Below are 21,201 nucleotides of genomic sequence, written 5' to 3' on the forward strand. Positions count from 1 at the left end.
TAACACCTACAATTAGATATCGATAATCACAAATAAGGTAACAAAAACACCTGATGTATTCCAAAACGTATTCCAAAAATAAAATCAATACGACTTATCATTTATAAAACAAAATGATACAACATAAAATCAGATGACCCCAGCCCACCAAACGTTTGGAAAAGCCCAACTTCGAAAGAGGTTGGGCTTTTTTGTGTCATAAGACCTTAAAATCCACACTCAATCTCGCCCAATGAAGCTTTAACTCAGCCTTGTGCTCTTCTAACATTGGTAATTCTTGCAACAATCGCGGCCATTTATTTTTTGCTTTATCAATTACATCTAATAAATGGGGTTTAATCGCAACCCACGGCACTCCAGATTTCTCAGCCCAGACTTCAAAATTCTTCATGGTTATCTCAAACCATTGCTTTGTGCCAACCATCTTAATTGCAAGGCTGTCATCCTCAATATATGGCACTGTAAATACCACATCATAAAGAGGCGATAAGCGAGGTGACTGCGCATCAGGGTAAATTAAAGTCCAGTTCTTCAGGTGAGCATCACCATTCCCAAGTAATATATTAATAAGAAGTCTTCTTGCCATTTGCTGGATATCTTTTAAACGCTCAGTACTTGATTGATAAAGTACTTTCCCAAGCTGCTCATAATTGATTTTTTGATATTTATCTGACGGATATAAACCAAACACTTGAGCAAAATCCTCAGTATGAACACGACCTTCAGCACCACGATCAAATCTCTTAATACCATAAGCATATTGTTCATCTGGTAATTGTATATTTGGTAAGCCTTCTAATTCATCAAGTTCAATCAATCGTATTTCAGGAACTATAGCTCCGGCAGCTTCAGCCAACTTCATACAGGTATACTCATTAACAGGCACAGCCTTATGGACTGTTGATGGCGTTTTTACTATCCATATATCTTCTGATATTTCTTGGTCAATATGATAACGGCCATCAACGTGAGACGAAGAAAATTTCATTTGTACACCAGCAAGTGAAAACTTAGTGTCAGCGTATTTAACATTAATTTGTTGAGGCTCTATCGACAAGCGTTGCTCTAGTGCCCAAACCGGCACATTTCCAGCCTTTATCGGCTTGGCTAATAAAGCACCCGGTAAGTTAGAACCTAAGTATGCGAGGATTGAGAACTCATTATTAACATGACATTGAAGTGCTTTGGCTGTAATTTCTCTTAACACACCTTCAGGTAGAAGATTTGATAAAACAGGTGGAACCTTATCAGTTCGAATTTGAGGTTTACTTAAATAACTAGAGTCTTGTAACTGCCTTAGAGTAAATACAGGACGTCTTTCGGCAGGCATTGAAATAAATTCAGGATTAAACGTTAAGATATTTTTACCACCACCGTAATGTGCGATGACAGCAACATCAATACCATGCAGCTGAATATTAAGACCTTCAACCTGCTCGACTTGCTTATTCATGATTTATCCTCAGAGCCAAACCAAAATTCTAAATCATCGGTATCATCTTGCAGATCGCTTTTATTTAGGTCAACAGAACTTTCAGACACTTGATTAGAAGGAGTTTTGGTACCTTTAGGTGTAATAGATAGTTCTAAGTCTAGTCCTTCTAAGACTCTGAGCAAGGTTGACAGCTTTACATCACTGCCGGCTTCAATACGTTGATACTGTTGTTGCTTCATGCCAATCCGCATGTACATATCTTTTTGCTCGATTCCTAATTCTTTGCGTTGCTCAATCAGTAATTTTGAAATTTCAACAATACTCTTCATCATTCACTCCAGTCGACGCTGATATTACGACAAAATTATATACAACACTTTAGTTGTAATCCAAAAAGATAACAACTTATAAGTTGTTATCTTTGACAAATACAACATTACCGTTGTTTTTATTAATATGGAACGAAGGGGGTTTATAAAGGGGTGCAAAGTTGATTGGGCTTTGTATTAATAATAAAGCTTATTAATCAATTAACACCAATGAATCTAAAATACCTTTGCCGCTGTGGATCCCACCTTCGTTTTCACTGGCAGGTTTACTGCGAATTAAATACCCTGCATAACCTTCAAATTCGGTCACTGGTTTACCCTTGTAATACGCTGTAAATAAGCCAATTTCACTCACCAAATCATCCACCATAGTTTGTTCACCATCACGAACGGCAATGGTTGGCGTATCACGTTCATGTGGATATAAGCGTTGCATTAACGCCCAAGCATCATATTCTTCTGGTGCTAACTGAGTTAATTTTTCCGCTATATCCTGACCAAAAATACAATGCCCACCACCTTCTCCTTGGTTTTTTAATACCCACTCATTTTGAATCGCTTCTGTTTCAAACCATTTAATCGTTTCAACATTAATGGGTTTCATCTCTGCCAAAACACTCTTCACCAATTTTGCCTCTTCAAGGCTTAGACCCCAACGTGCATATTCACTTTCTGGCATCATGGTTAATAGCATTTGCATTGTTTTACTGGTCGCTAATTGCTGACTGATGGTGGCATTCACGGCGACATGATGCTGCTCGATAAACAGTCTAATTTGACTTAATGTATGGCAGCACACAGGCTCATTTAATTCCGGTGCGAAATAATCTTCATATTGATAACCCGCTCTTAAATACACAACATCAATGGCCCCTACATTCTCAAGTAACAGTCGCTTATTCTCACCACTAGAAAGTTGAGTACTTAACTGCTCAAAGGTGCGTCTTACAGTGCGTATTCCTTGTTTTTGCAACTCAACTTCAAGTAAATGTTGGTCATAAACGTTATCTTCATTCTTTTGAACCACCATTAAAAACGTGGGTTTACCTTGGTCAGAAAAATCTGTTTTAATCGCTCTCGCAGTAGTTGCAATACCATAGGCCAATTGCTCCAAACCATGATTATCCGCTGGTACCGCGGAGCTGTCTTCAATCCATTGATTATAAGTATCAGGCCATTGATTTTTCATAAATGAGTGAAACTCTGCAGCACGTTGACCAAACGGCCCCATCCCTGCTGCGATGCCATTAAATTCAATGACTTTTGCGCCGTGCTGACGGTCATCCATAAAATCAGTTCGCATCAATAATAATGGCTTACGCTCGGCAATTAGTTTATTACCTGCATCACCATGCAATTGTTGATGTCGTGACATTAATAAACCAAAGAAAGGATCGGCTTTTGCCATATTACTTAATGACGTTTGTAGGAAATCATGATCTTCAGAGACATTATGAATAAGCTTAGTTATCAATGGGGTCACTGCTAATAAATGATTATACACTTCGCGCTCAATACTCATTGGGGCGATACTAAATGGACAGTGTCGTGCTGTATTATCTGCTTGTCGAAAAGCCACACCGTGCATAATCGCCCACTCACAAGCGTCTTCAATAATTTGTTGAGAAACAAACGGTTTTTTTTCTGTATTCATTTTAATTACTCTTAAATTCAATAATTCAAGCAGCGGTAATGCTAGCTAAACCCAGCGTGCTGTTCTGATGTTCATCTTCTTCTTGTGCTTTTTGCGTTAAATATAACTCTCTATAATCACCCGCTTGCACAATAAGTTCATCATGAGTGCCACTTTGAACCACTTTTCCTTTGTTCATTACTAATATTTGGTCGGCATTTTTAATGGTTGATAATCGATGCGCGACCATAATGACTGTTTTCCCATCTCGAATATTTTCTAATGCGGCTTTTACTGTCTCTTCCGTCTCACTATCAATGTTGGCCGTCGCCTCATCTAAAAGAAAAACACTTGGATCATGTGATAAAGCACGAGCCAGAGCTAACAGTTGTCGCTCTCCTACAGAAAACGAACCACCACCGTAACCTGGATGGTGATCATAGCCATCAGTAAGACGTTTAATAAAGTGATCAGCGTTAACTTGTTGTGCCGCTAACATCACTTTTTCGTCGTTTGGCCTATCATGAGATAAGTCGATATTGTCTTTTATTGAACCACTAAAAATCGTTGGGTCTTGAGAAACCAGACCAAATAATTTACGTAATTGGACTTCAGGTAAAGATTCAATCGGCTGACCTCCAATAAAAATAGAGCCTTGTTGCTGTTGATAGAATCGCATCAGCAAATTAATCACCGAGCTTTTGCCGCTGCCTGTATGACCAACTATCGCTGTAAACTGCCCACCTTTAGCGACAAAATTCACATCAGATAAGACCAAATTACCTTCGTCATAACTTAAATCAACATGACGAAACTCAATGTCATGCGGCGCTGAGATTTCAACATGTTCTTGTGGATAGCGGTTCTGTTCTGATTGCTCATCCAATAACTCAAATACACGTTTTGATGCAACCGTTGCTACCTGTAATTTACGTAGCTCCATTGAAAGCTGACGGAACGGGTCAAAGAAACGTTCGATGTAGTTCAAAAAGGCGTATAACGTACCCACTTCAACTACGGTAGTTAATGATCCATAAGCAAACCATGCCACAATTCCTGCTGCCGTTAGATTCGACACTAAACGGGTTAATGGGATCAGCATGAAGCTATCTATCGCGATTGATTTGGTTCTAAACTCAAACCAACGTTGGTTTTCTTGCTCAAATTTTTCTTTAAATGCTTTTTCTTGATTAAACGCTTGGATCAGCGCCATTCCTTGTAACGATTCATTAATCCGCCCATTGATATTGCTGATCTGCTCTCTAATCCCATTAAACACTGGCATTGAGATTTTTCGATACAAATGCATTGTTGTCAGTAATATCGGGATCAATACCAAGCTTAATAGCATCAAGCGCCAATCCAAGATCGCTATCGCAATAAATATCGCAATGATGCGTAAACTGCCTTGAATGATCGTAGGTATCGTTGAAACAAACATATCACGCATAGATTCAGTATCATTGGTAATATAAGAAACCAATTTACCGGCAGATAATTTATCAAAGCTACTGATCGAGAAATTCAACACATGATTAAACAGCTGTTTTCTCACGTCATTAATCACCAACAAGGCACTATGACGGAATGATACGGCTTGCAAATATGTAAATAACGCCGAGATCACATAAAACAACATCACCAAGCTAACAAGACCAATCAGATGTGGCCACTCAAACTGTTGCGGTACGATTACCTCATCAAGGATAATCTTTGCTAACCATGGAATCGCCATTTCAGCACTTATCGCTACCGTTAGCATCATAAAGGCGACAATAAAACGTGCTTTATGAGGTAAAGAATAGGCTAATAACCGCTTAAATAAAAAAACATCACTAGGCTGTTGTGCATTGTCTTCACGCATGAGATCCCCCCTCTGATTTTGACCCTTGAATATTCTCACTTGGGATATCTTCAATAACGGTGTTTAGCTGACTTTGTCGTTGGTAAACCATTGAATACCAACCTTGATTAGCCAATAGATCATGATGTGACCCTTGCTCTTCAATTTGCCCTTCATTTAATACAAAGATCCGATCTGCTTCGATTAAATTAGGTAAACGTTGAGTTACTAATAACATGGTTTTATGACTGTAATTTGCCTTTAGATTTCGACGAACAATCACTTCAGTTTTAATGTCTAACGCACTGAATGGATCATCCAACAACAGAATATCCGCATCAGATAGTAAAGCTCTTGCCAGTGTTAATCGCTGACGTTGCCCACCAGAAAGATTACTGCCCCCTTCTCGCAATTCAGTATTAAACCCATCAGGCATAGCATCAATTTCGCTCTTAATTCCCGCCATCTCTGCAACGTGTTTAATTTGCTCTTCTGTTGCCTCCGGTTTAGCCAGTGCGATATTTTCAGCAATAGAGCCTGAAAAAAGAAATGGCTTTTGTGGAACCCACGCCATCTTGCTGCGTAATGAATGAAACGTTAATGATTCAACAGAATGACCATCAATACTTATATTTGATGAGCTTTGTAACTCGAACTGCCTTAGGATCAATTGTAATAAGGTACTCTTTCCACTGCCGGTTGGTCCGGTTATACCAACAAAGCCACCTTCAGCTACCGTCATATTAATGTGTTCTAATGCTCGGCGATTCGAGTTCTGGTAAGAAAATGAAGCGATATTAATATTCAGCGTTGCTTTCGCATCAGTTGGTAATGTAACGGTACCTTCTGCCACTTCTTCTTTTTCTGAAAAAAGTGCCTCTAAGCGTTTCCACGACGTACTGCCACGTTGGAAAACATTAAACTGCCAACCAAATTGTAGAAATGGTCCTAATAATTGCCCAAGGTATAACGTAAACGTAGTAAACAAACCCACCGAGATCTGATCGTGACTGATTAACCACGCACCATAAGCCAATGAAATAACAAATGATAAGCCGTAAATTAACTGGATAGTTGGTGCAAACGCCGCATCCACTTTCGCAACCGCTAAATTAGCGTCTAATGTTTCATCCAGTGTTTTACCAAAGCGTTGCTCTTGACGCTGTCCAATACCATGAGAACGAACGGCACGAATACCAGAAACAGTTTCACGCGCTTCTTCATTTAAATGAGCGAAACTTGCTTGCGCGCGACCAAATGTTTTATGTAGATTAGTACCATAATGTTTAGTGATATAAACCAATAACGGAAACGGTAATAGTGCAACAGCAGTAAGCTCACCACTCACAATGAATATCATGCCAAAAATAATAGTCAAACCGGCGATAAAGGAATCGACTAAGGTCATAACCCCCATTCCTGTTGCCTCTTCAACCGCATTCAAATCATTCGTGGCATGAGCCATTAAATCACCCGTACTTCGACGAGAATAAAATGACGGTGACAACCTTGAAAACTTTTTAAATAAGTCTCGACGCAGCACTTTCGCAATAGCAATAGAAGCCCCATACAATTGACTTTGCCACACATAGCGTAAGCCATACATTGCAATTGCAGAGAGAGCAATACCACCAATATGAATCAACAAATATGACATGGTTAATTGGTTGGCACTGATGCTATCGATAATGCGCCCAATTAACCAAGAAGGCACCAAGCTTAATAAGGCCACCACTTGCAATGCGATAATGGCAATAATGTATTGGCGAGAAAACATCTTGATGTAACCGCGCAATTTCCACAAAATATTCATTAAATTACGCTACCGCCTCTTCTATTTCACAATCACACTGCAAATAGTTTTTTTTCTGAATAAACTCATCAAAACTCATGTCTTGTTGTGTCTCCATCTGTTGCTGTTTAACTAAAGACTCCGTCACTAAACGAGTTAAATTAGCCATTTCCTCTTCATCAATCTTAGTGTTTTGATGCTGTTTAAAATGCACTATTGAGAGTCTCTGTGTTGCTCGTTTATATGAGAGTTTCTCACCTTTCATCATTGCTAGCATTTGTGCTGATGGCGTTAAATTACTATCTACAAACTTAGTTTGTTCACGTTTAATCCCTTGTTTATGCTCTTCTGTGGAAAACGCAATATCTAGCCATGTCGCAACAGGTATCATTGCATCAAGTAATTCAGAACCAAGATCTTTAAGCTCAATATCACCTTGTAGCGTTGGCAATAACAACCCTTCTTTTCGCCCTTCTGTTGCTACTGATTCTTGGCGTCGGGCAATTAACACTCGCTCATCATCGGTTAATTCTGGGCTTGGTGCTAAAGCGTTGTAGGTAAGAAATGCATCAAGAAAATGACTTTGTTCTTCACTGATCCCTAATGGTAATAGTGGATTATTATCCAGACTGCGTAATTCAATGTATTGGATACCGTGATGGCACATCGCATATAAAGGGCGTAATTGATCATTAACGATTTTAGGTCTTATAGAACCATACAATTCATTTTCTAGTTGTAGGACTGACCCATTTAACTGCTGTTCAGCATTTAGGTGAACATAACGTGCGCTTGGTGTTGTTAATGCATGACATAAATCAGTTAAGTATTCTTGTTTACTATTAAAGCTCGTTGGATAAAGAGACTGCTCATTACTGCTATACCCCATATTGCTTAAACGTAGCGAAGTCGCCCATGGCAAATAATAGGTATCTTCATCAAAAGTAGCTAAGGGGTGATCTTGATCTGCTAAATAGCTTTTATCTACCGCTGGCGATGCGCCAAATAAATAAGGAATAACCCACCCGTTACGTAGAACATTACGGATCAGATGAAAATAACGCTCTGAAATAAAATCGTTTAATGATAATTCACTTCCAAGGTGCGCGTGTAACGTTGCCCAGAATGAATCGGGTAATGAAAAGTTATAATGAATGCCCGAAATTAACTGCATTCTTTTTCCATAACGATTGGCTAAGCCTTCACGGTAACGCACCTTATGCAGGCCAGCGTTCGATGACCCATACGAGGCAATCTTAATCTCATCATCATTTGGCAGTGCCGGAGGCATACTTGCCCCCCACATAATTTCATCTTCAGGCAAATGAGTCGCAACAAAATGATGCAAAGAAGCCAACGAATCAAACGTCGCTTTTCTTTCTGTCATTGCTGGGGTAACTAACTCTAATTGTGCTTCTGCAAAATCAGTCGTTATGTAAGGGTGCGTTAACGCAGAACCCAACACTTCTGGATGAGATAAGTTTGAAATACGGCTTTCAGACGTAGTGCGGATCAACTCTCTTTCAATTCCACGTCGAATGTCATGCAATGTACTTATGGCATTGTCGTTATTTAAAAAAGAAAGCACATTAGATTCTAGGTATTTCACATCTGTATTTTTCATTTTTGTTCTTCATAAAAATATTTTTAACAACTTGAAGACGCACAAATAGAGAAAAAGACGCAAAAAAATTTAAATAAAATGAAAAAGAAAGAAAAGTAGATAAACGGAAAATAATGACTCTACTTACCGTCTATTTTTAAAAGGAGGTGACGTTACTTTTGATGTGAGGAACAATTTGTCTTTTTAGGGGAATAGCCTGTTACAAGCCCACCGTCATTGATTTCAAAATCACAACAAGCCATTAAGTTTTCACGGAATTTAACACGACCGCGTTGAATTCGACTTTTTGCTCCTGACAGAGATAACCCTAACTTATCAGCAATCTCTTGTTGAGGAACGCCTTCTAGCTCAGCTAAACACAAAGGAATGCGGTATTTATCAGGAAGTTCATCAATTAGTGGACGGATACATTCGGCCATCTCTTTTCGAGCTTCCTCTACCGTATCTTCATCTTCGGCGACTAAATCTTCCGGTAACTCATCATACGGCAACTTATCACGATAGAAATCCATGATGGTGTTGTAGGCTATTTTATATAACCATCCTTTCAAGCTACCTTGAGATTTTAATTGGTGCAAATTGCTGCTGGCTTTTATATACACATCTTGAAGTATGTCATCTACCGCACTTGCATCATCCACTCGTTTATACACATAGCTACGCAATTGCGCCTTGTGATTTTGCCACTCTGACAACATAAAAACGGAACCTCAAATAAGTGAATATGTTTAACCTCTAAAGGAAAAATCATATTTTAGAACTGATACAAAATAAAATATTTACCGATAGCTCATTGTAATCGATAACGCTTTATATAGGAAAAAAGCCCAACATCAAAAGTGATATTGAGCTTTTTAATGTCTTAATCCATTCATCAATGAGCGAATATTTTTAAATAATAGAGTGGTTAGCCTATCTCTAATACCGCAGAAGCTATCGCAAAATAAATTAATACGCCGGAAATATCGGCGATAGAGGTTATCATTGGGGCACTAGCAGAAGCGGGATCTAAATTAAGTTTATGTAAACCAAAAGGAAGTATAGTGCCAATTAAGCTACCTATAAGCACAATCGCTATCATGCTTAAGCCAACGACCATCGCTATTTCATAACCTCCGCGATATAAACCTAAAAGGTAAACAGCGGCGGCCATACTCAAGCCAAGCCCTAGAGCGACAAAGACTTCTCTTCCAAGCATTTTACCCCAGTCATTTGGTTTTACATCACCGGTAGCTAACGCTCGAACCATTAAAGTTGCAGATTGAGAGCCGGCATTACCACCGCTATCAATTAATAAAGGTAAGAAAAAAACCAACGCGACATAAGAAGTAATAATTTCTTCAAAGTAAGCAATACCCGCCCCTGAAAATACATTACCAAAAACAAGCAGCACTAACCAAAATACGCGTTTCTTATAAAGCACGCCAATTGATGCATTTTTTATGCTGATACTAATGCCTTCAACACCAGAACCTTTATGCATGTTGTCTGATGTTTTAATATGTTCTGTGTCTGTTTTTTGTTGTACGAATTCCATAATACGTCTCCAGATCTGAAGACATATCACCCTCAGATCATCATGTAGAAAAAGAGTTAAACCACCAACTTGGGGGTTCCTGTTTACTGGTGTTCATGATGTGCTTCCTTGTATAAACAAGATGGGTTAATGGATAGCAGTAAAACTGCATTCAAAGACGGGCGGACTTTACCCAATAACAGCAAAAGATACCATTACGGTGTGTAAGGAGGTATTGCAAATAGGCCCTTCATTTACATTCAGAAATATGTCATGAGAAAAAGGTTATTTCCGGTTAAATAATAAGCGTTCAATACGTCCCACCTCATAAATGAGAACGCAATCGATACCTCCATTTGCGAAATAAGAGTTGAGCAATTACTCTATAAACATAATTACTCAAAAAGAGTTAACTCTTATGAAGTTTCTTTCACGTCTATTCCTATTAATAACAGCGACAGCTTCTCTTCCTAGTTTGGCTGCACTAGGTGAGCATCCCATTATCTTGATTCATGGTTTTCAAGCTGGTCAACTTCAAACCAAGCCCGATCATGATGCGGTTATTGCTGATGGAAAAACCTACTGGCAAGATTTTTGGCTAGCCAAAGCCGATGAGCGTATCGACTGGCCTTCGCACGAACGTGTCGCAGGAAAGATCTCAAGCGATTATGTGTGGCCAAAATTAAAAGCTCTTTCTGAAAATAACACCTGTCAAAATGGCTGTATTTTAGTCACTCATTCTACTGGGGATCTGGTTGCTCGTTATCTATTAGACAATCAAGAAAACTGGCTCATCAATGCAGGGTTAACGCCGCTTAATATTATTGCGACCTTCGACTTTGCCGGTGCAGGTGGTGGCTCTGAGCTAGGTGATATGGCGATTAATATTTCAGAAGGCAGTGGCGTATTAAATGCCCCCTTAAAATATGCAATGTCATTATGGTTAGGTGAAACACCTAGTGTAGGAAATACCGGCGTACTTAATGATTTAAAAGTTACCAATGCACGTCAACTAGCCCCTTTACCTGATAACCGTATTCCTCGCATTCGCTTTGTCGGTAAAGGCAGTGACTATTTTGGATCAACCAGTGCATTTTTACCGGGTAAAGATGATGGCGTGGTATCAAGCCATTCTTCTTGTGGTTCAAGTCAATCTGGCTCATTTACAAGCTGTTCAACAACTCTCGCTTTTGATGGGAAAATAGAAAACCAACCACAAGCGGTGACTAATTTTATGCCTTATCATTACCCACTATTAATGGGGGATGATTACAGCCATAGCGGATTAATTGGCACAAAACATCAAGGTAAAGTAACGGCCGTAAGCCAAGAAAAAACATTGCTCGATGGTACAATCATTAAAGTAAGTACGACAGATTCTACTTATTGGTTAAGCGGCAATACATATCGTTACGTTGATAACTCAAAAAATGAAACCATGTCTGAACTGGTTAGTGATTTATTGTGATGAATAAAAACGCTTTATTTATTGGTGCGCTGCTGATGACTTCAGCGGCGACCTTTCATTGGATAATGCAGGATAGCACCGCCCAAACGATGGTAGGAGAGCATTCTTCAGTAAAAACTCACCAAAAAATAAAAGCAGCTTCAGCAAAGCAGTTAAAAAAAGATGTCGTGCAAACAAAAACAGACCTTATCTCTCTACAAGAACAAGATGAGGTACAGAAGGCTTTACCGCAAGAGCTAAGCAAACAGTTTGCCTTATTATCTAAAGCTTACGCCGAAGATATGATTTATCCTTCTTACTCAACGCCACTGCTTTCTAACGATAAAAGTTATCTTGAGCCCAATCACTTCAGTGAAGTTAAGATCCCCGTATTAGATGGGTCTCATAAAGCTTCCCTCTCTTTGGATAAATATCGATTTTCTTACCCTGAGCCTATTACCGTCACTCTCAATTCAGATCTCGCGGTTGATCATATCGAGTATGAGTTATTAGACCCAGAAACTCGAAAATCCCTCACAACTCAATATACACAAGAGTTGACTACTGAGTTTTCACCTCAAAAAGAGTGGCCTCAAGAGATTAGAATTAAAGCGGTAATCTCTTTTGTTGATGGAAAGGACACCCTGACTACCGATATTCAATTTTCAAATCCAGTGGCTTATGTTAACTCAATAGAGCCGCCTTACTCTGCGGGAAGCGATATGATATTACCGCTTAACGTTGAAGTGAAAGAGTCCGGTTACTACCGAATTAGAGCCAATTTATTTCAAACCAATGGAAAGCCGATTGCTTCTTTGAACAATAAAGAAAAACTCTCTCAAGGTGATGCTGTATTTGAACTAAAAGCACACAGTTCAGTACTTAAAAATGATGTGGCAGAGTTTGAACTACGAAATATCACGGTTGAAAAAATGTCTGACTTTCCAGGAGAGAAAACGCGTTATGGCACAAGTCGGAAAACCGTATTTACTATTTCATCTTTTGATATTTCAAGTTTAAGTGATGAGCCCTATCAAATGTCAGAACAAGAAAAAGAACGCCTGAGATTATTAAATGACATTGCTCAGCAATAAAACGAAAAAAGGAGATCATATGATCTCCTTTTTATTATCAGTATTTGTTCTAATTCAGCATTTCACCATTATATTCACCAGTTAAGGTTTTTAAGTAAGCGCTAATATCTTCAACTTCAGTTTGAGATAAAGTTACACCAACTTGATATTGCGCCATCGCTGCAACTGCATCATCTAATGTTTCTGCGCTACCATCATGGAAATACGGTGCCGTTAGTGCAATATTTCGTAAGGTAGGCACTTTAAAACGATTCATGTCATGTGCTTTATTTGTCACATTAAAGCGGCCATTATCCACCTCAGATACATTGCCTCGCTCACCAAAGTAATCCGCTTTTAAGCCCATCACTTCAAACGTTTGTCCCCCCATCGCTTGACCAGCATGACACGTCGAACATTTGTTTTGTTTAAATAGTTCATAGCCGTGTTGCTCTTGCTCATTCAATGCTAATGCATCACCTTTTAAGAATTGGTCAAATCGACTGTTTGGTGTGATCAAGGTTTTCTCAAATTCAGCAATCGCATCTGTAATGTTGTCACCCGTGATCCCATCAGGATAAATCGCAGCAAAAGTCGCTTTCATCTCTTCATCAAGCTCAAGTTTACCTGTGATTTGATCCCATGAGGTTGAGCCCATTTCAATTGGATTCATCGGTGGCCCACCTGCTTGTTCTTGCAAATCATTCGCACGACCATCCCAGAATTGATGAATATTGTAAGATGAGTTAAACACTGTTGGCGCATTAATTGGGCCTTTTGAACCATTAATACCGGTTGATGTGGTTAATCTATCCACTCCACCCGTTGATAATGAATGACAGCTAGAACAGGCTACCGTGTTATCACCAGAAAGACGTTTATCATGATATAGCGCATCACCTAGTGCCACTTTTTGCTCATCTACCGTTATGTCAGCATTAATTGGTTGAACGGCTTCGTATTTAAACTCTGAGCTTGCCAATGAGTGTTTATTCTTTTGTTCTTGTTTTATCCATGTGCGTAACGTTTGCTTTTCTTCGTCGGATAAGTTTGAGCGCCAGTGCATAGATAAATAGGCTTTTGGTGGCATAGAATTATCATTCAATACGCCACTGATCTTAGCCAATGCGACGTCTGAAATTTGATTACCCTCTTCAAAACTACTTAGTACTTCATCAAATTGAAAATGACGTAATCCACTTTCTACGTCTTTTTTCATCAATTGTTTAGCGATAGGAAGATTGGCGTAAAAAGGCATTTCGCTATTTTCAGTATGGCAATAACCACATCCATTCTCTGTTAATACTTGAAACGCAGCTGAAGATATAGGGTCATCTTTAATTTGTGAGTTCGCTAGCTTTCTTTGACTTCGAGCGTCATCTGATGAGTCAACTACATAAACGGTACCAAGGTAGGCAATGACGCCAAGTCCTATAATTAATCCTATTTTTTTCATCATTCTCTCCTGCAATCTGAATATGCGCACACGATAGAGTGAAAAAAAAACGCTTTCCAAGGAAGAAATATCATCAGAATCATCGATTTAATCGATACCCAAACCTGATAACATTAAATAACCTTACTTTTCATGGTGATAAATTACATTAGACTTTTAGTTGTGTATTTTTTGTTAAATTACTAGCCGCTAGTTTCTTATTTTAGATCAATTTTATAAATCTTAATTTCGGGTGATAAACATAAAAAAGCCCGCTCATATTAACTACGAACGGGCTGTGCACTTTCTATCTATTATGTTAGATAATCTCTTTTGTTCAGTTCTAGCTCTGTAGTGACTAGAACTTCACTAAGCGACTTTTTCTGCTTTCACTGTGATCTCTGGTGTATTGAAATGTTCTTGTGATGCGATAAGTTGCAGTTCATACGCTCCACGATTGAAAGTTTCTTGCATTACCGAATCAACCGCAGCATTAGTACGTTCAAACGCATCAATTGGAGAGTAACCCGCCATTAAGTTAGCAAGCATTACACCACTGATTAAATCCCCTGCCCCTACAGGCTGACGCTTTGCATCAAAGTCATATAGAGGACGAGAAACGTGGTAGCTGCCTTCTTTGGTGGTTAATAGCATTTCAAAGCGATCTTTTTTAATACCCGCACGACTCAAGTGTTTTACCACCACCATCTTAACGCCCTGCTCAAGCAGTTGATTATTCGCTTCAATCACTTGCTCTAAGGTGTTGATCGTCATACCGGTTAAACTTTCTAACTCTAATAAGTTAGGCGCAATAATATCTGCTGATGCAAGTGCGGACTCTTTAAAGAAAGTGGTCACTTCTGGTGCAACAATGCAGCCTTTCTCAGGATGACCCATCACTGGATCACAGAAGTAAATTGCGTTTGGATTGTCTTGTTTTATTTTCTGAACCGCTGTGATGATCTCTTGACCTTGCGCTGCTGATCCTAAGTAACCACTTAACACCGCATCACAAACATGAGTTGCTTCAATCGCTGATAGACCATCAACCAATTCTGAAATGTGGCCAGCAGGCATGGCGATGCCTTTCCAACCTTGTTGATATTGTGTGTGATTTGAAAACTGTACCGTATTAATAGGCCATACTTCCATTCCCATTCTTCGCATTGGAAAAACCGCAGCACTGTTGCCTGCACAACCAAATACCACATGAGACTGAATGGAAAGAATACGTTTCATAACATCACCATAATTTTAAATAGAGTAAGGGCTTCCGTGCCCTAAAATAAACGATATTCCTTCAAAACCCTAGGGCTTAATCTTCTTTTAGAACTTTCACTGTGTAACTGCCATCTTTTTGAGCATATACACCGTGAATATCTGTTTCAAAGCCTGGGTAATGTGCGCCGATAGCACATAGCATTTCTAAGAAATCAAGTACTGGACGAGACTCAGCCGTTACCATTTCACCTGGAAGTACTAGTGGAACCCCTGGTGGGTAAGGAAGGATCATATTGGCACTTACACGATTAACCATTTCTTCCAGTTTCACTTCCTCCACATTACCGCGTAGCTCTTCTTGCCATGCTGCGTGTGGGGTTACTTTAAGCTCAGGTAATACGTCAAACGCTTTGAACATTAGCTCTGGTAAACGGTATTGACGAGTTAAGTCATGAATACCTTGTGCCAACTCTTGAACTCGCATGCCTTCGTAGAAACTTGGATCTTCGTTGTACAGTGAAGGAAGGAAGTTTTTCACTGTTAAGTTTAGATCAAAGCCACGTTTAAAGTCAGTTAATGCACGCAGTAATTGCATTGCTTTTGATTTATCAATACCGATAGAGAATAGGAACAATAGATTATATGGACCTGTTTTCTCTACTACGATACCGTGTTCATCTAAGTATTTAGCAACGATTGATGCAGGAATACCTGTCTCGCTCATTTCGCTATTTTCGTTCATTCCTGGAGTTAATAGCGTTACTTTGATTGGATCAAGGTACATGTGATCATCATCGATGTCTTTGAAACCGTGCCATGTATCTTTTGGATCCAGTTTCCAACACTCTGTTGTATCGATGTTTTCTGGTTGCCATACATCAAAGAACCAGCTGTCACTTTCACTTTGTAGACGTTTGATCTCTTTACGGAAACGAATCGCACGATCAATTGAATCTTGGATTAGTTTCTTACCTGTATTACCACGCATCATTGCCGCAGCGGTTTCAGTTGATGCAACAATACCGTATTGAGGTGATGTTGATGTGTGCATCATGAACGCTTCGTTGAATGATTCTTTATCAAATTCACCTTTTACGTGGATCATTGATGCTTGAGAGAACGCAGCCAATAATTTATGAGTTGATTGTGTTTCATAGAACACTTTACCCGGCATTGCTTCGCCACTCATGCCGCACTTACCTTCATAAATTTTGTTGAAGTTAGTGTAAGGAACCCAAGCACTGTCGAAGTGAATGTATTTAGTATCTAGTGTTTCTTTGATGTATTGAGTGTTGTACAACAGACCATCGTAAGTTGAGTTAGTAATAACTGCATAACCTGGCATGGTTGCGTTTGGTGTTGCTGCTACTTTTTGTTCAATCACTTCACGAGTGAATTCACTTTGTGGAATGCCACCTAAAATACCGTAAGCGTTACGCGTTGGGCGGAAATAGATAGGCGTAACATCACTCATCATCATCATGTGAGTTAGAGATTTGTGACAGTTACGGTCAACAAGTACTGTACTACCTGCAGGAGCTGAGTACATACCTACAATTTTGTTTGATGTAGACGTACCGTTAGTTACGATGTAAGAGCTATCAGCATTAAAGGTACGAGCGATATACTCTTCCGCTTCTTTATGAGGACCTGAATGATCAAGCAATGAACCCAGCTCAGGCATTGAGATTGATACGTCCGCTTTAAATGCGTTTGGACCGTAGAAATCGTAGAAAATACTGCCAGCTGGACTTTTTTGGAAAGCCGTACCACCCATGTGACCCGGAGTACAGAAGGTATATTTGCCTTCTTCTACGTATTTGAATAGTGCCTTAGTAAACGGAGGCATGATTTGGTCTTTGTATTCTTCTGTCGCTTGATTAATTTTCAGTGCGATGTCGTCAGCCATATCTAGGGCATATTCGAAGAAATGTAGATTTAGACGTAAATCAGTTAATGAAATATCTAATGTTGAATGTTGGTTTGCAAATGCATATAGCGGCAATTTTTCATTCAGAGTATTAATTTCAGTACATAGGTCTAGTGAGTATTTATCCCAGTCAAATAACACACCACAAATACGTGGGTTCATTTCAATCATTTTATATAGATCTTGTGCATCTACTGGGTAAACCACTTTATAGCCTGCTTTTTCTAAAGAAGCATGCAATTCGCGAACTGGCTCTTCTTTAAAGAAAACACCTGAGTGATTTAGGATAGCAAAAATATTCATTTTATATCTCCAAGACGAAACAAGGCGCTCCCCATCTTTTTGATGGTGAGGTAGTGGAGCGCCTGGGGGTAAATTATTAAGTTGGTAGCGTTAAGTGTTTACGCTATCGAGTGATATTAATGGGCAGCAGCTTCAGTGCTGATGTGTTGCTCTGATTGTTTCAGACCCATTTTTTTTGCGTAGAACATAAGAATGACAAGTGACACGATGAAGGTTGCAGTTAGTGTTGCACCCTCTGCACCAGCCAGTGCAATCATGCAGAATACACAAGCAATACCAGAGAAGAACATGGTAAAGCCGCTGCGTGTTGTCATACCTTCGAATCGAATTAAGTTAATGCTTGAGTAGAAGTAAGGAAGCATTGTTAGTAGTACGGCATCAGTCGTTAACTGATTAAATAAATCCGCAGTGTGAGCTGATTGAGAACTGAACACAGTTAACGCAATCATTAGTGCTGTCATTTTAAGTGATGCTAAGACTAAGCCTTTTTTAGCAACACCGTTTTTATCAGTTTCACCGTAGATTTTAGGGAAGTTACCATCGTGAGCGGCACGTTTACCTGCTTCACCAACTAACATCATCCAAGAACCCAGTGATGTGAAACATGCTAGGGCTGTAAATGCCGCAACAAATGGGGCTGACCAACTACCGAAAATCTCAGTGGTTGCTAGAGCAAATGGCGCACCTGATGCTGCAACTTCTGCTGCTGGGAACATGCCACTGATTACTTGAGTTGATAGGATATAAATCACCCCCGCAATCGCTGTACCTAACATTGTTGCTAGAGGAACGGTGCGTTTTGGATTTTTTACCATACCAGATGATACCGCTGCTGATTCAACACCAACAAAAGACCATAAACAGATAAGCACAGCACTGATAATAGCGTGGCTACTTGTGCCTGAAGATACATTCCAGTTTTGGTTATATAAAGCAGGATCAAAGTGAGTCCAACCCACAAGACCAGTCCCCACAACAGGAATAAGGATAAGACCTAAACCTAGAGTACAAAGACGACTTACCCAGCTACCACCTAGTAAGTTAACTAAGGTAAATAACCATACTGATGCAATCGTCGCGGCAGCCGCAGGGATAGGGTCATTCAAAGCAGGGAAGAAAACAGATAGGTAAGAAACGCCAGTAATAGCGATGGCTAAGTTACCAATCCAGTTTGCGTGGTAGTAAAGGACACCGGTTTGGAAACCAAATACAGGAGAGACTTCACCTGCATAAGCAATTGGGCCACCTTCTTGAGGATTTTTCGTTGCTAAGCGGGCAAAAACAAACGCCAAACTTAATGCACCCACTAAACAGATAATCCAACTAAAGATGGATACTGAGCCAACTGCCGCTAATGAAGAAGGTAATAGTGCAATACCACTCCCCATCATGTTGCCGGCAACAACACCCGTACAGGCAATTAAGCCAATTTTTTTTGTATTCGATTCCATAACATCTCCAGGGATTATCGAATGGGCTCTATTATTTAGCCCGTGATGCGAAATTTTATTTAAGAGGGCGAGATGTTATTTAGACGGAGCATGCAAACTCTGTTGGGGTAAATACACAACATCCCGCTCGAATGTTGAGATGAAGATTACGCCCAATGAATCGAAAAAAAATAAGGATAAAATTATCAATAAAATAATGATAAAAAAATAAAGAAGAAAACTGATAAGCGAAGATAGGCAAAATTAAATTACGATTACTTTCAATAAGTTAAAATTTCAACTTTAGATTTAATTAAAAAAAACAAAAAATATAAACCTCTAATATTGATAAGAATAAGGGTTTATTTATGACCTTTATCTCTTCGTTATAAAAATACTAACCAACTAAAGACCCGTTTTTTTTCATGGTTAATTGAGTGAGGAAATTTCAATGAAAAAATTGTAAATATTTATCGCCACACGTAAAAAAAGTACGACATATTGTTTCATTATGATTGACTAGCTAAAGTCGACTGAACTATATTAATCGCCGCAAATCCTTAGCAAACGATATTTTATACAACTTTATAACAAAGTTACTTATATTTCTTAAAGATTGGCATTTCGTTATCCATTGTTTAGGAAAAATAAATTAACGATTAATAATAAGGAAATTTCATGACAAACACAGATTCAACGCTAATTGAGTCAATGAACGAGGCGTTAATGTCTGTCATTGGCACTATCAATGGCCTTCTTTGGGGACAAGTCCTCGTTTATCTTCTTGTTGGTGTCGGCATCTACTTCACGGTACGTCTTGGCTTTATTCAACTACGCCAGCTTGGTCACTCAGTTAAAATCTTACGCAGCGGTCAAGAGATCGACAGCGGAATCAGCTCTTATCAAGTATTTTGCACCTCTATGGCAGCTCGCGTGGGAACGGGTAACATGGCAGGTGTGGCAGTCGCTTTAACCGTTGGTGGCCCTGGTGCTATCTTCTGGATGTGGGTTATCGCTCTATTTGGTATGGCGACAGCATTCATTGAATCGACACTGGCTCAAGTATACAAAGTGAAAGACGTTGACGGTCAATACCGCGGCGGCCCTGCTTACTACATGGAAAAAGGCCTTGGTCAACGCTGGATGGGAACACTTTTCTCTATCTTCTTAATCATCGCTTTTGGTTTAGTGTTCAACGCGGTTCAAGCAAACACAATTACCGATGCTCTGAATCACTCATTTGGTTTTGATAAAACTATCATGGGTGTGGTAATTGTTGCGGTTTCTGGCTTCTTTATCATGGGTGGTTTACGTCGTGTTGCTAGCGCATCATCGAAAATCGTTCCTGTAATGGCAATTGGTTACCTTGCGATTGCACTAATTATTGTAGTGATGAACATTACTGAAGTTCCTGCAGTATTAACGCTTATCGTTAAGAGTGCATTCGGCTGGCAAGAAGCGGCGGCAGGTGGTGTTGCATACACTATCGCTCAAGCAATGCAATCTGGTATCGCTCGTGGTCTATTCTCAAACGAAGCGGGTATGGGTTCTGCTGCTAACATCGCAGCAAGTGCAACACCAAACCCTAACCACCCAGCATCACAAGGTTTTGTGCAAATGCTAGGTGTTTTTGTTGATACGTTAGTTATCTGTACTGCTTCTGCTGCGATGATTATGCTTTCTGGCGTAATGGATCAGCCAGACGCTGCTACGGGTATCAGCCTTCTTCAGCAAGCACTAACTAACGAGTTAGGCGGCTGGACAAGCTACTTTATGGCACTAGCTATTCTTCTGTTCTGTTTCACTTCTATCATTGCAAACTACAGCTATGCTGAAACAAACGTAATGTTCTTGAACGGTAACTCTAAGAAGGGCTTATTTGGCTTCCGTCTGTGTGTGCTAGCAATGGTTATGTTCGGCTCAGTAGCTTCTCTGCCTGTAGTATGGAACCTAGCTGATGCATCTATGGGTATGATGGCGCTAATCAACATTGTTGCTTTAGTTCTACTATCTAAACTAGCTATCAAAGTTATCAAGGATTACGAAGTTCAACTTAAAGCAGGTAAAACGCCTGAGTTTGATAGAACTAAGTTCCCTGAACTTGATGACCTAGACGGTGCATGGCATCCAAAGAAAAAGAAAGCATAATCTACTTTAGATAACCTACTTTCATAAAAACAAAAAGCCCGC

Annotated in this window: 15 protein-coding genes; 3 read left to right on the forward strand and 12 right to left on the reverse strand. The window is 39.5% G+C overall.

Going from position 1 to position 21,201, the window contains the following annotated elements; translation table 11 throughout:
* Positions 1-196 precede the first annotated feature (196 nt).
* The 8 genes from PVK63_RS15355 to PVK63_RS15390 all read right to left on the reverse strand — a co-directional run bounded on the left by PVK63_RS15355 (position 197) and on the right by PVK63_RS15390 (position 10,193).
* Positions 197-1,453: a type II toxin-antitoxin system HipA family toxin gene (locus PVK63_RS15355; RefSeq protein ID WP_130087815.1), complete on the reverse strand. Its 1,257-nt coding sequence runs from the start codon at positions 1,451-1,453 to the stop codon at positions 197-199.
* A complete protein-coding gene (locus PVK63_RS15360) occupies positions 1,450-1,767 on the reverse strand; it encodes a helix-turn-helix domain-containing protein (RefSeq protein WP_242504767.1) in 318 nt (105 codons plus the stop codon). The genes PVK63_RS15355 and PVK63_RS15360 overlap by 4 nt, the downstream gene beginning before the upstream one ends.
* 190 nt (positions 1,768-1,957) lie before the next feature.
* Positions 1,958-3,418 carry a glutathione synthase gene (locus tag PVK63_RS15365; RefSeq protein WP_130087816.1) on the reverse strand — a complete coding sequence of 487 codons (1,461 nt, stop codon included), beginning with the start codon at positions 3,416-3,418 and terminating at the stop codon, positions 1,958-1,960.
* Positions 3,419-3,443: 25 nt separating this feature from the next.
* The gene (locus PVK63_RS15370; protein ID WP_130087817.1) at positions 3,444-5,261 is read right to left on the reverse strand and encodes an ABC transporter ATP-binding protein; all 1,818 of its coding nucleotides are present in this window, start codon (positions 5,259-5,261) and stop codon (positions 3,444-3,446) included.
* Positions 5,254-7,053: an ABC transporter ATP-binding protein gene (locus PVK63_RS15375; RefSeq protein ID WP_130087818.1), complete on the reverse strand. Its 1,800-nt coding sequence runs from the start codon at positions 7,051-7,053 to the stop codon at positions 5,254-5,256. The genes PVK63_RS15370 and PVK63_RS15375 overlap by 8 nt, the downstream gene beginning before the upstream one ends.
* Positions 7,054-7,057: 4 nt before the next feature.
* On the reverse strand, positions 7,058-8,656 hold the full coding sequence (gene gshA, locus PVK63_RS15380) for a glutamate--cysteine ligase (protein ID WP_130087819.1): 1,599 nt from the start codon (positions 8,654-8,656) through the stop codon (positions 7,058-7,060).
* A gap of 152 nt (positions 8,657-8,808) precedes the next feature.
* On the reverse strand, positions 8,809-9,354 hold the full coding sequence (sigZ, locus tag PVK63_RS15385; RefSeq protein WP_130087820.1) for an RNA polymerase sigma factor SigZ: 546 nt from the start codon (positions 9,352-9,354) through the stop codon (positions 8,809-8,811).
* 209 nt (positions 9,355-9,563) lie between these two features.
* Positions 9,564-10,193, reverse strand: a complete 630-nt coding sequence (locus PVK63_RS15390) for a magnesium transporter (RefSeq protein ID WP_130087821.1) — start codon at positions 10,191-10,193, stop codon at positions 9,564-9,566.
* 397 nt (positions 10,194-10,590) lie between these two features.
* Between PVK63_RS15390 and PVK63_RS15395 the strand changes: the two genes are divergently transcribed.
* Both PVK63_RS15395 and PVK63_RS15400 read left to right on the forward strand, forming a co-directional pair.
* Positions 10,591-11,640, forward strand: a complete 1,050-nt coding sequence (locus PVK63_RS15395) for a hypothetical protein (protein ID WP_130087822.1) — start codon at positions 10,591-10,593, stop codon at positions 11,638-11,640.
* Positions 11,640-12,713: a hypothetical protein gene (locus PVK63_RS15400; protein WP_130087851.1), complete on the forward strand. Its 1,074-nt coding sequence runs from the start codon at positions 11,640-11,642 to the stop codon at positions 12,711-12,713. Before PVK63_RS15395 ends, PVK63_RS15400 begins: the two co-directional genes overlap by 1 nt.
* Positions 12,714-12,762: 49 nt before the next feature.
* On the opposite strand, the gene PVK63_RS15405 is transcribed toward PVK63_RS15400, so the two are convergent.
* From PVK63_RS15405 to cadB, 4 genes are all read right to left on the reverse strand, one after another.
* Entirely contained in the window at positions 12,763-14,148 is a 1,386-nt protein-coding gene (locus PVK63_RS15405) for a cytochrome-c peroxidase (protein ID WP_130087852.1), read from the reverse strand.
* Between the two features lie 348 nt (positions 14,149-14,496).
* On the reverse strand, positions 14,497-15,366 hold the full coding sequence (gene pdxY, locus PVK63_RS15410) for a pyridoxal kinase PdxY (RefSeq protein ID WP_130087823.1): 870 nt from the start codon (positions 15,364-15,366) through the stop codon (positions 14,497-14,499).
* Between the two features lie 76 nt (positions 15,367-15,442).
* A complete protein-coding gene (locus PVK63_RS15415) occupies positions 15,443-17,581 on the reverse strand; it encodes a lysine decarboxylase CadA (protein WP_130047783.1) in 2,139 nt (712 codons plus the stop codon).
* A gap of 116 nt (positions 17,582-17,697) precedes the next feature.
* A complete protein-coding gene (cadB, locus tag PVK63_RS15420) occupies positions 17,698-19,032 on the reverse strand; it encodes a cadaverine/lysine antiporter (RefSeq protein ID WP_130087824.1) in 1,335 nt (444 codons plus the stop codon).
* A 657-nt stretch (positions 19,033-19,689) separates the two neighbouring features.
* Between cadB and PVK63_RS15425 the strand changes: the two genes are divergently transcribed.
* Entirely contained in the window at positions 19,690-21,159 is a 1,470-nt protein-coding gene (locus PVK63_RS15425; RefSeq protein ID WP_130044985.1) for an alanine/glycine:cation symporter family protein, read from the forward strand.
* Positions 21,160-21,201 lie beyond the last annotated feature (42 nt).

The organism is Aliivibrio sp. S2TY2, from assembly GCF_028765525.1.
Classification (GTDB): Bacteria; Pseudomonadota; Gammaproteobacteria; order Enterobacterales; family Vibrionaceae; genus Aliivibrio; species Aliivibrio finisterrensis_A.

Coding starts and splice junctions, on each gene's coding strand:
- PVK63_RS15370 (WP_130087817.1), bottom strand. CDS start 5,261: ATGCGTGAAGACAATGCACAACAGCCTAGTGATGTTTTTTTATTTAAG.
- PVK63_RS15405 (WP_130087852.1), bottom strand. CDS start 14,148: ATGAAAAAAATAGGATTAATTATAGGACTTGGCGTCATTGCCTACCTT.
- PVK63_RS15375 (WP_130087818.1), bottom strand. CDS start 7,053: ATGAATATTTTGTGGAAATTGCGCGGTTACATCAAGATGTTTTCTCGC.
- PVK63_RS15395 (WP_130087822.1), top strand. CDS start 10,591: ATGAAGTTTCTTTCACGTCTATTCCTATTAATAACAGCGACAGCTTCT.
- PVK63_RS15425 (WP_130044985.1), top strand. CDS start 19,690: ATGACAAACACAGATTCAACGCTAATTGAGTCAATGAACGAGGCGTTA.
- PVK63_RS15415 (WP_130047783.1), bottom strand. CDS start 17,581: ATGAATATTTTTGCTATCCTAAATCACTCAGGTGTTTTCTTTAAAGAA.
- PVK63_RS15355 (WP_130087815.1), bottom strand. CDS start 1,453: ATGAATAAGCAAGTCGAGCAGGTTGAAGGTCTTAATATTCAGCTGCAT.
- PVK63_RS15365 (WP_130087816.1), bottom strand. CDS start 3,418: ATGAATACAGAAAAAAAACCGTTTGTTTCTCAACAAATTATTGAAGAC.
- PVK63_RS15400 (WP_130087851.1), top strand. CDS start 11,640: ATGAATAAAAACGCTTTATTTATTGGTGCGCTGCTGATGACTTCAGCG.
- PVK63_RS15390 (WP_130087821.1), bottom strand. CDS start 10,193: ATGGAATTCGTACAACAAAAAACAGACACAGAACATATTAAAACATCA.
- PVK63_RS15360 (WP_242504767.1), bottom strand. CDS start 1,767: ATGATGAAGAGTATTGTTGAAATTTCAAAATTACTGATTGAGCAACGC.
- gshA (WP_130087819.1), bottom strand. CDS start 8,656: ATGAAAAATACAGATGTGAAATACCTAGAATCTAATGTGCTTTCTTTT.
- pdxY (WP_130087823.1), bottom strand. CDS start 15,366: ATGAAACGTATTCTTTCCATTCAGTCTCATGTGGTATTTGGTTGTGCA.
- cadB (WP_130087824.1), bottom strand. CDS start 19,032: ATGGAATCGAATACAAAAAAAATTGGCTTAATTGCCTGTACGGGTGTT.
- sigZ (WP_130087820.1), bottom strand. CDS start 9,354: ATGTTGTCAGAGTGGCAAAATCACAAGGCGCAATTGCGTAGCTATGTG.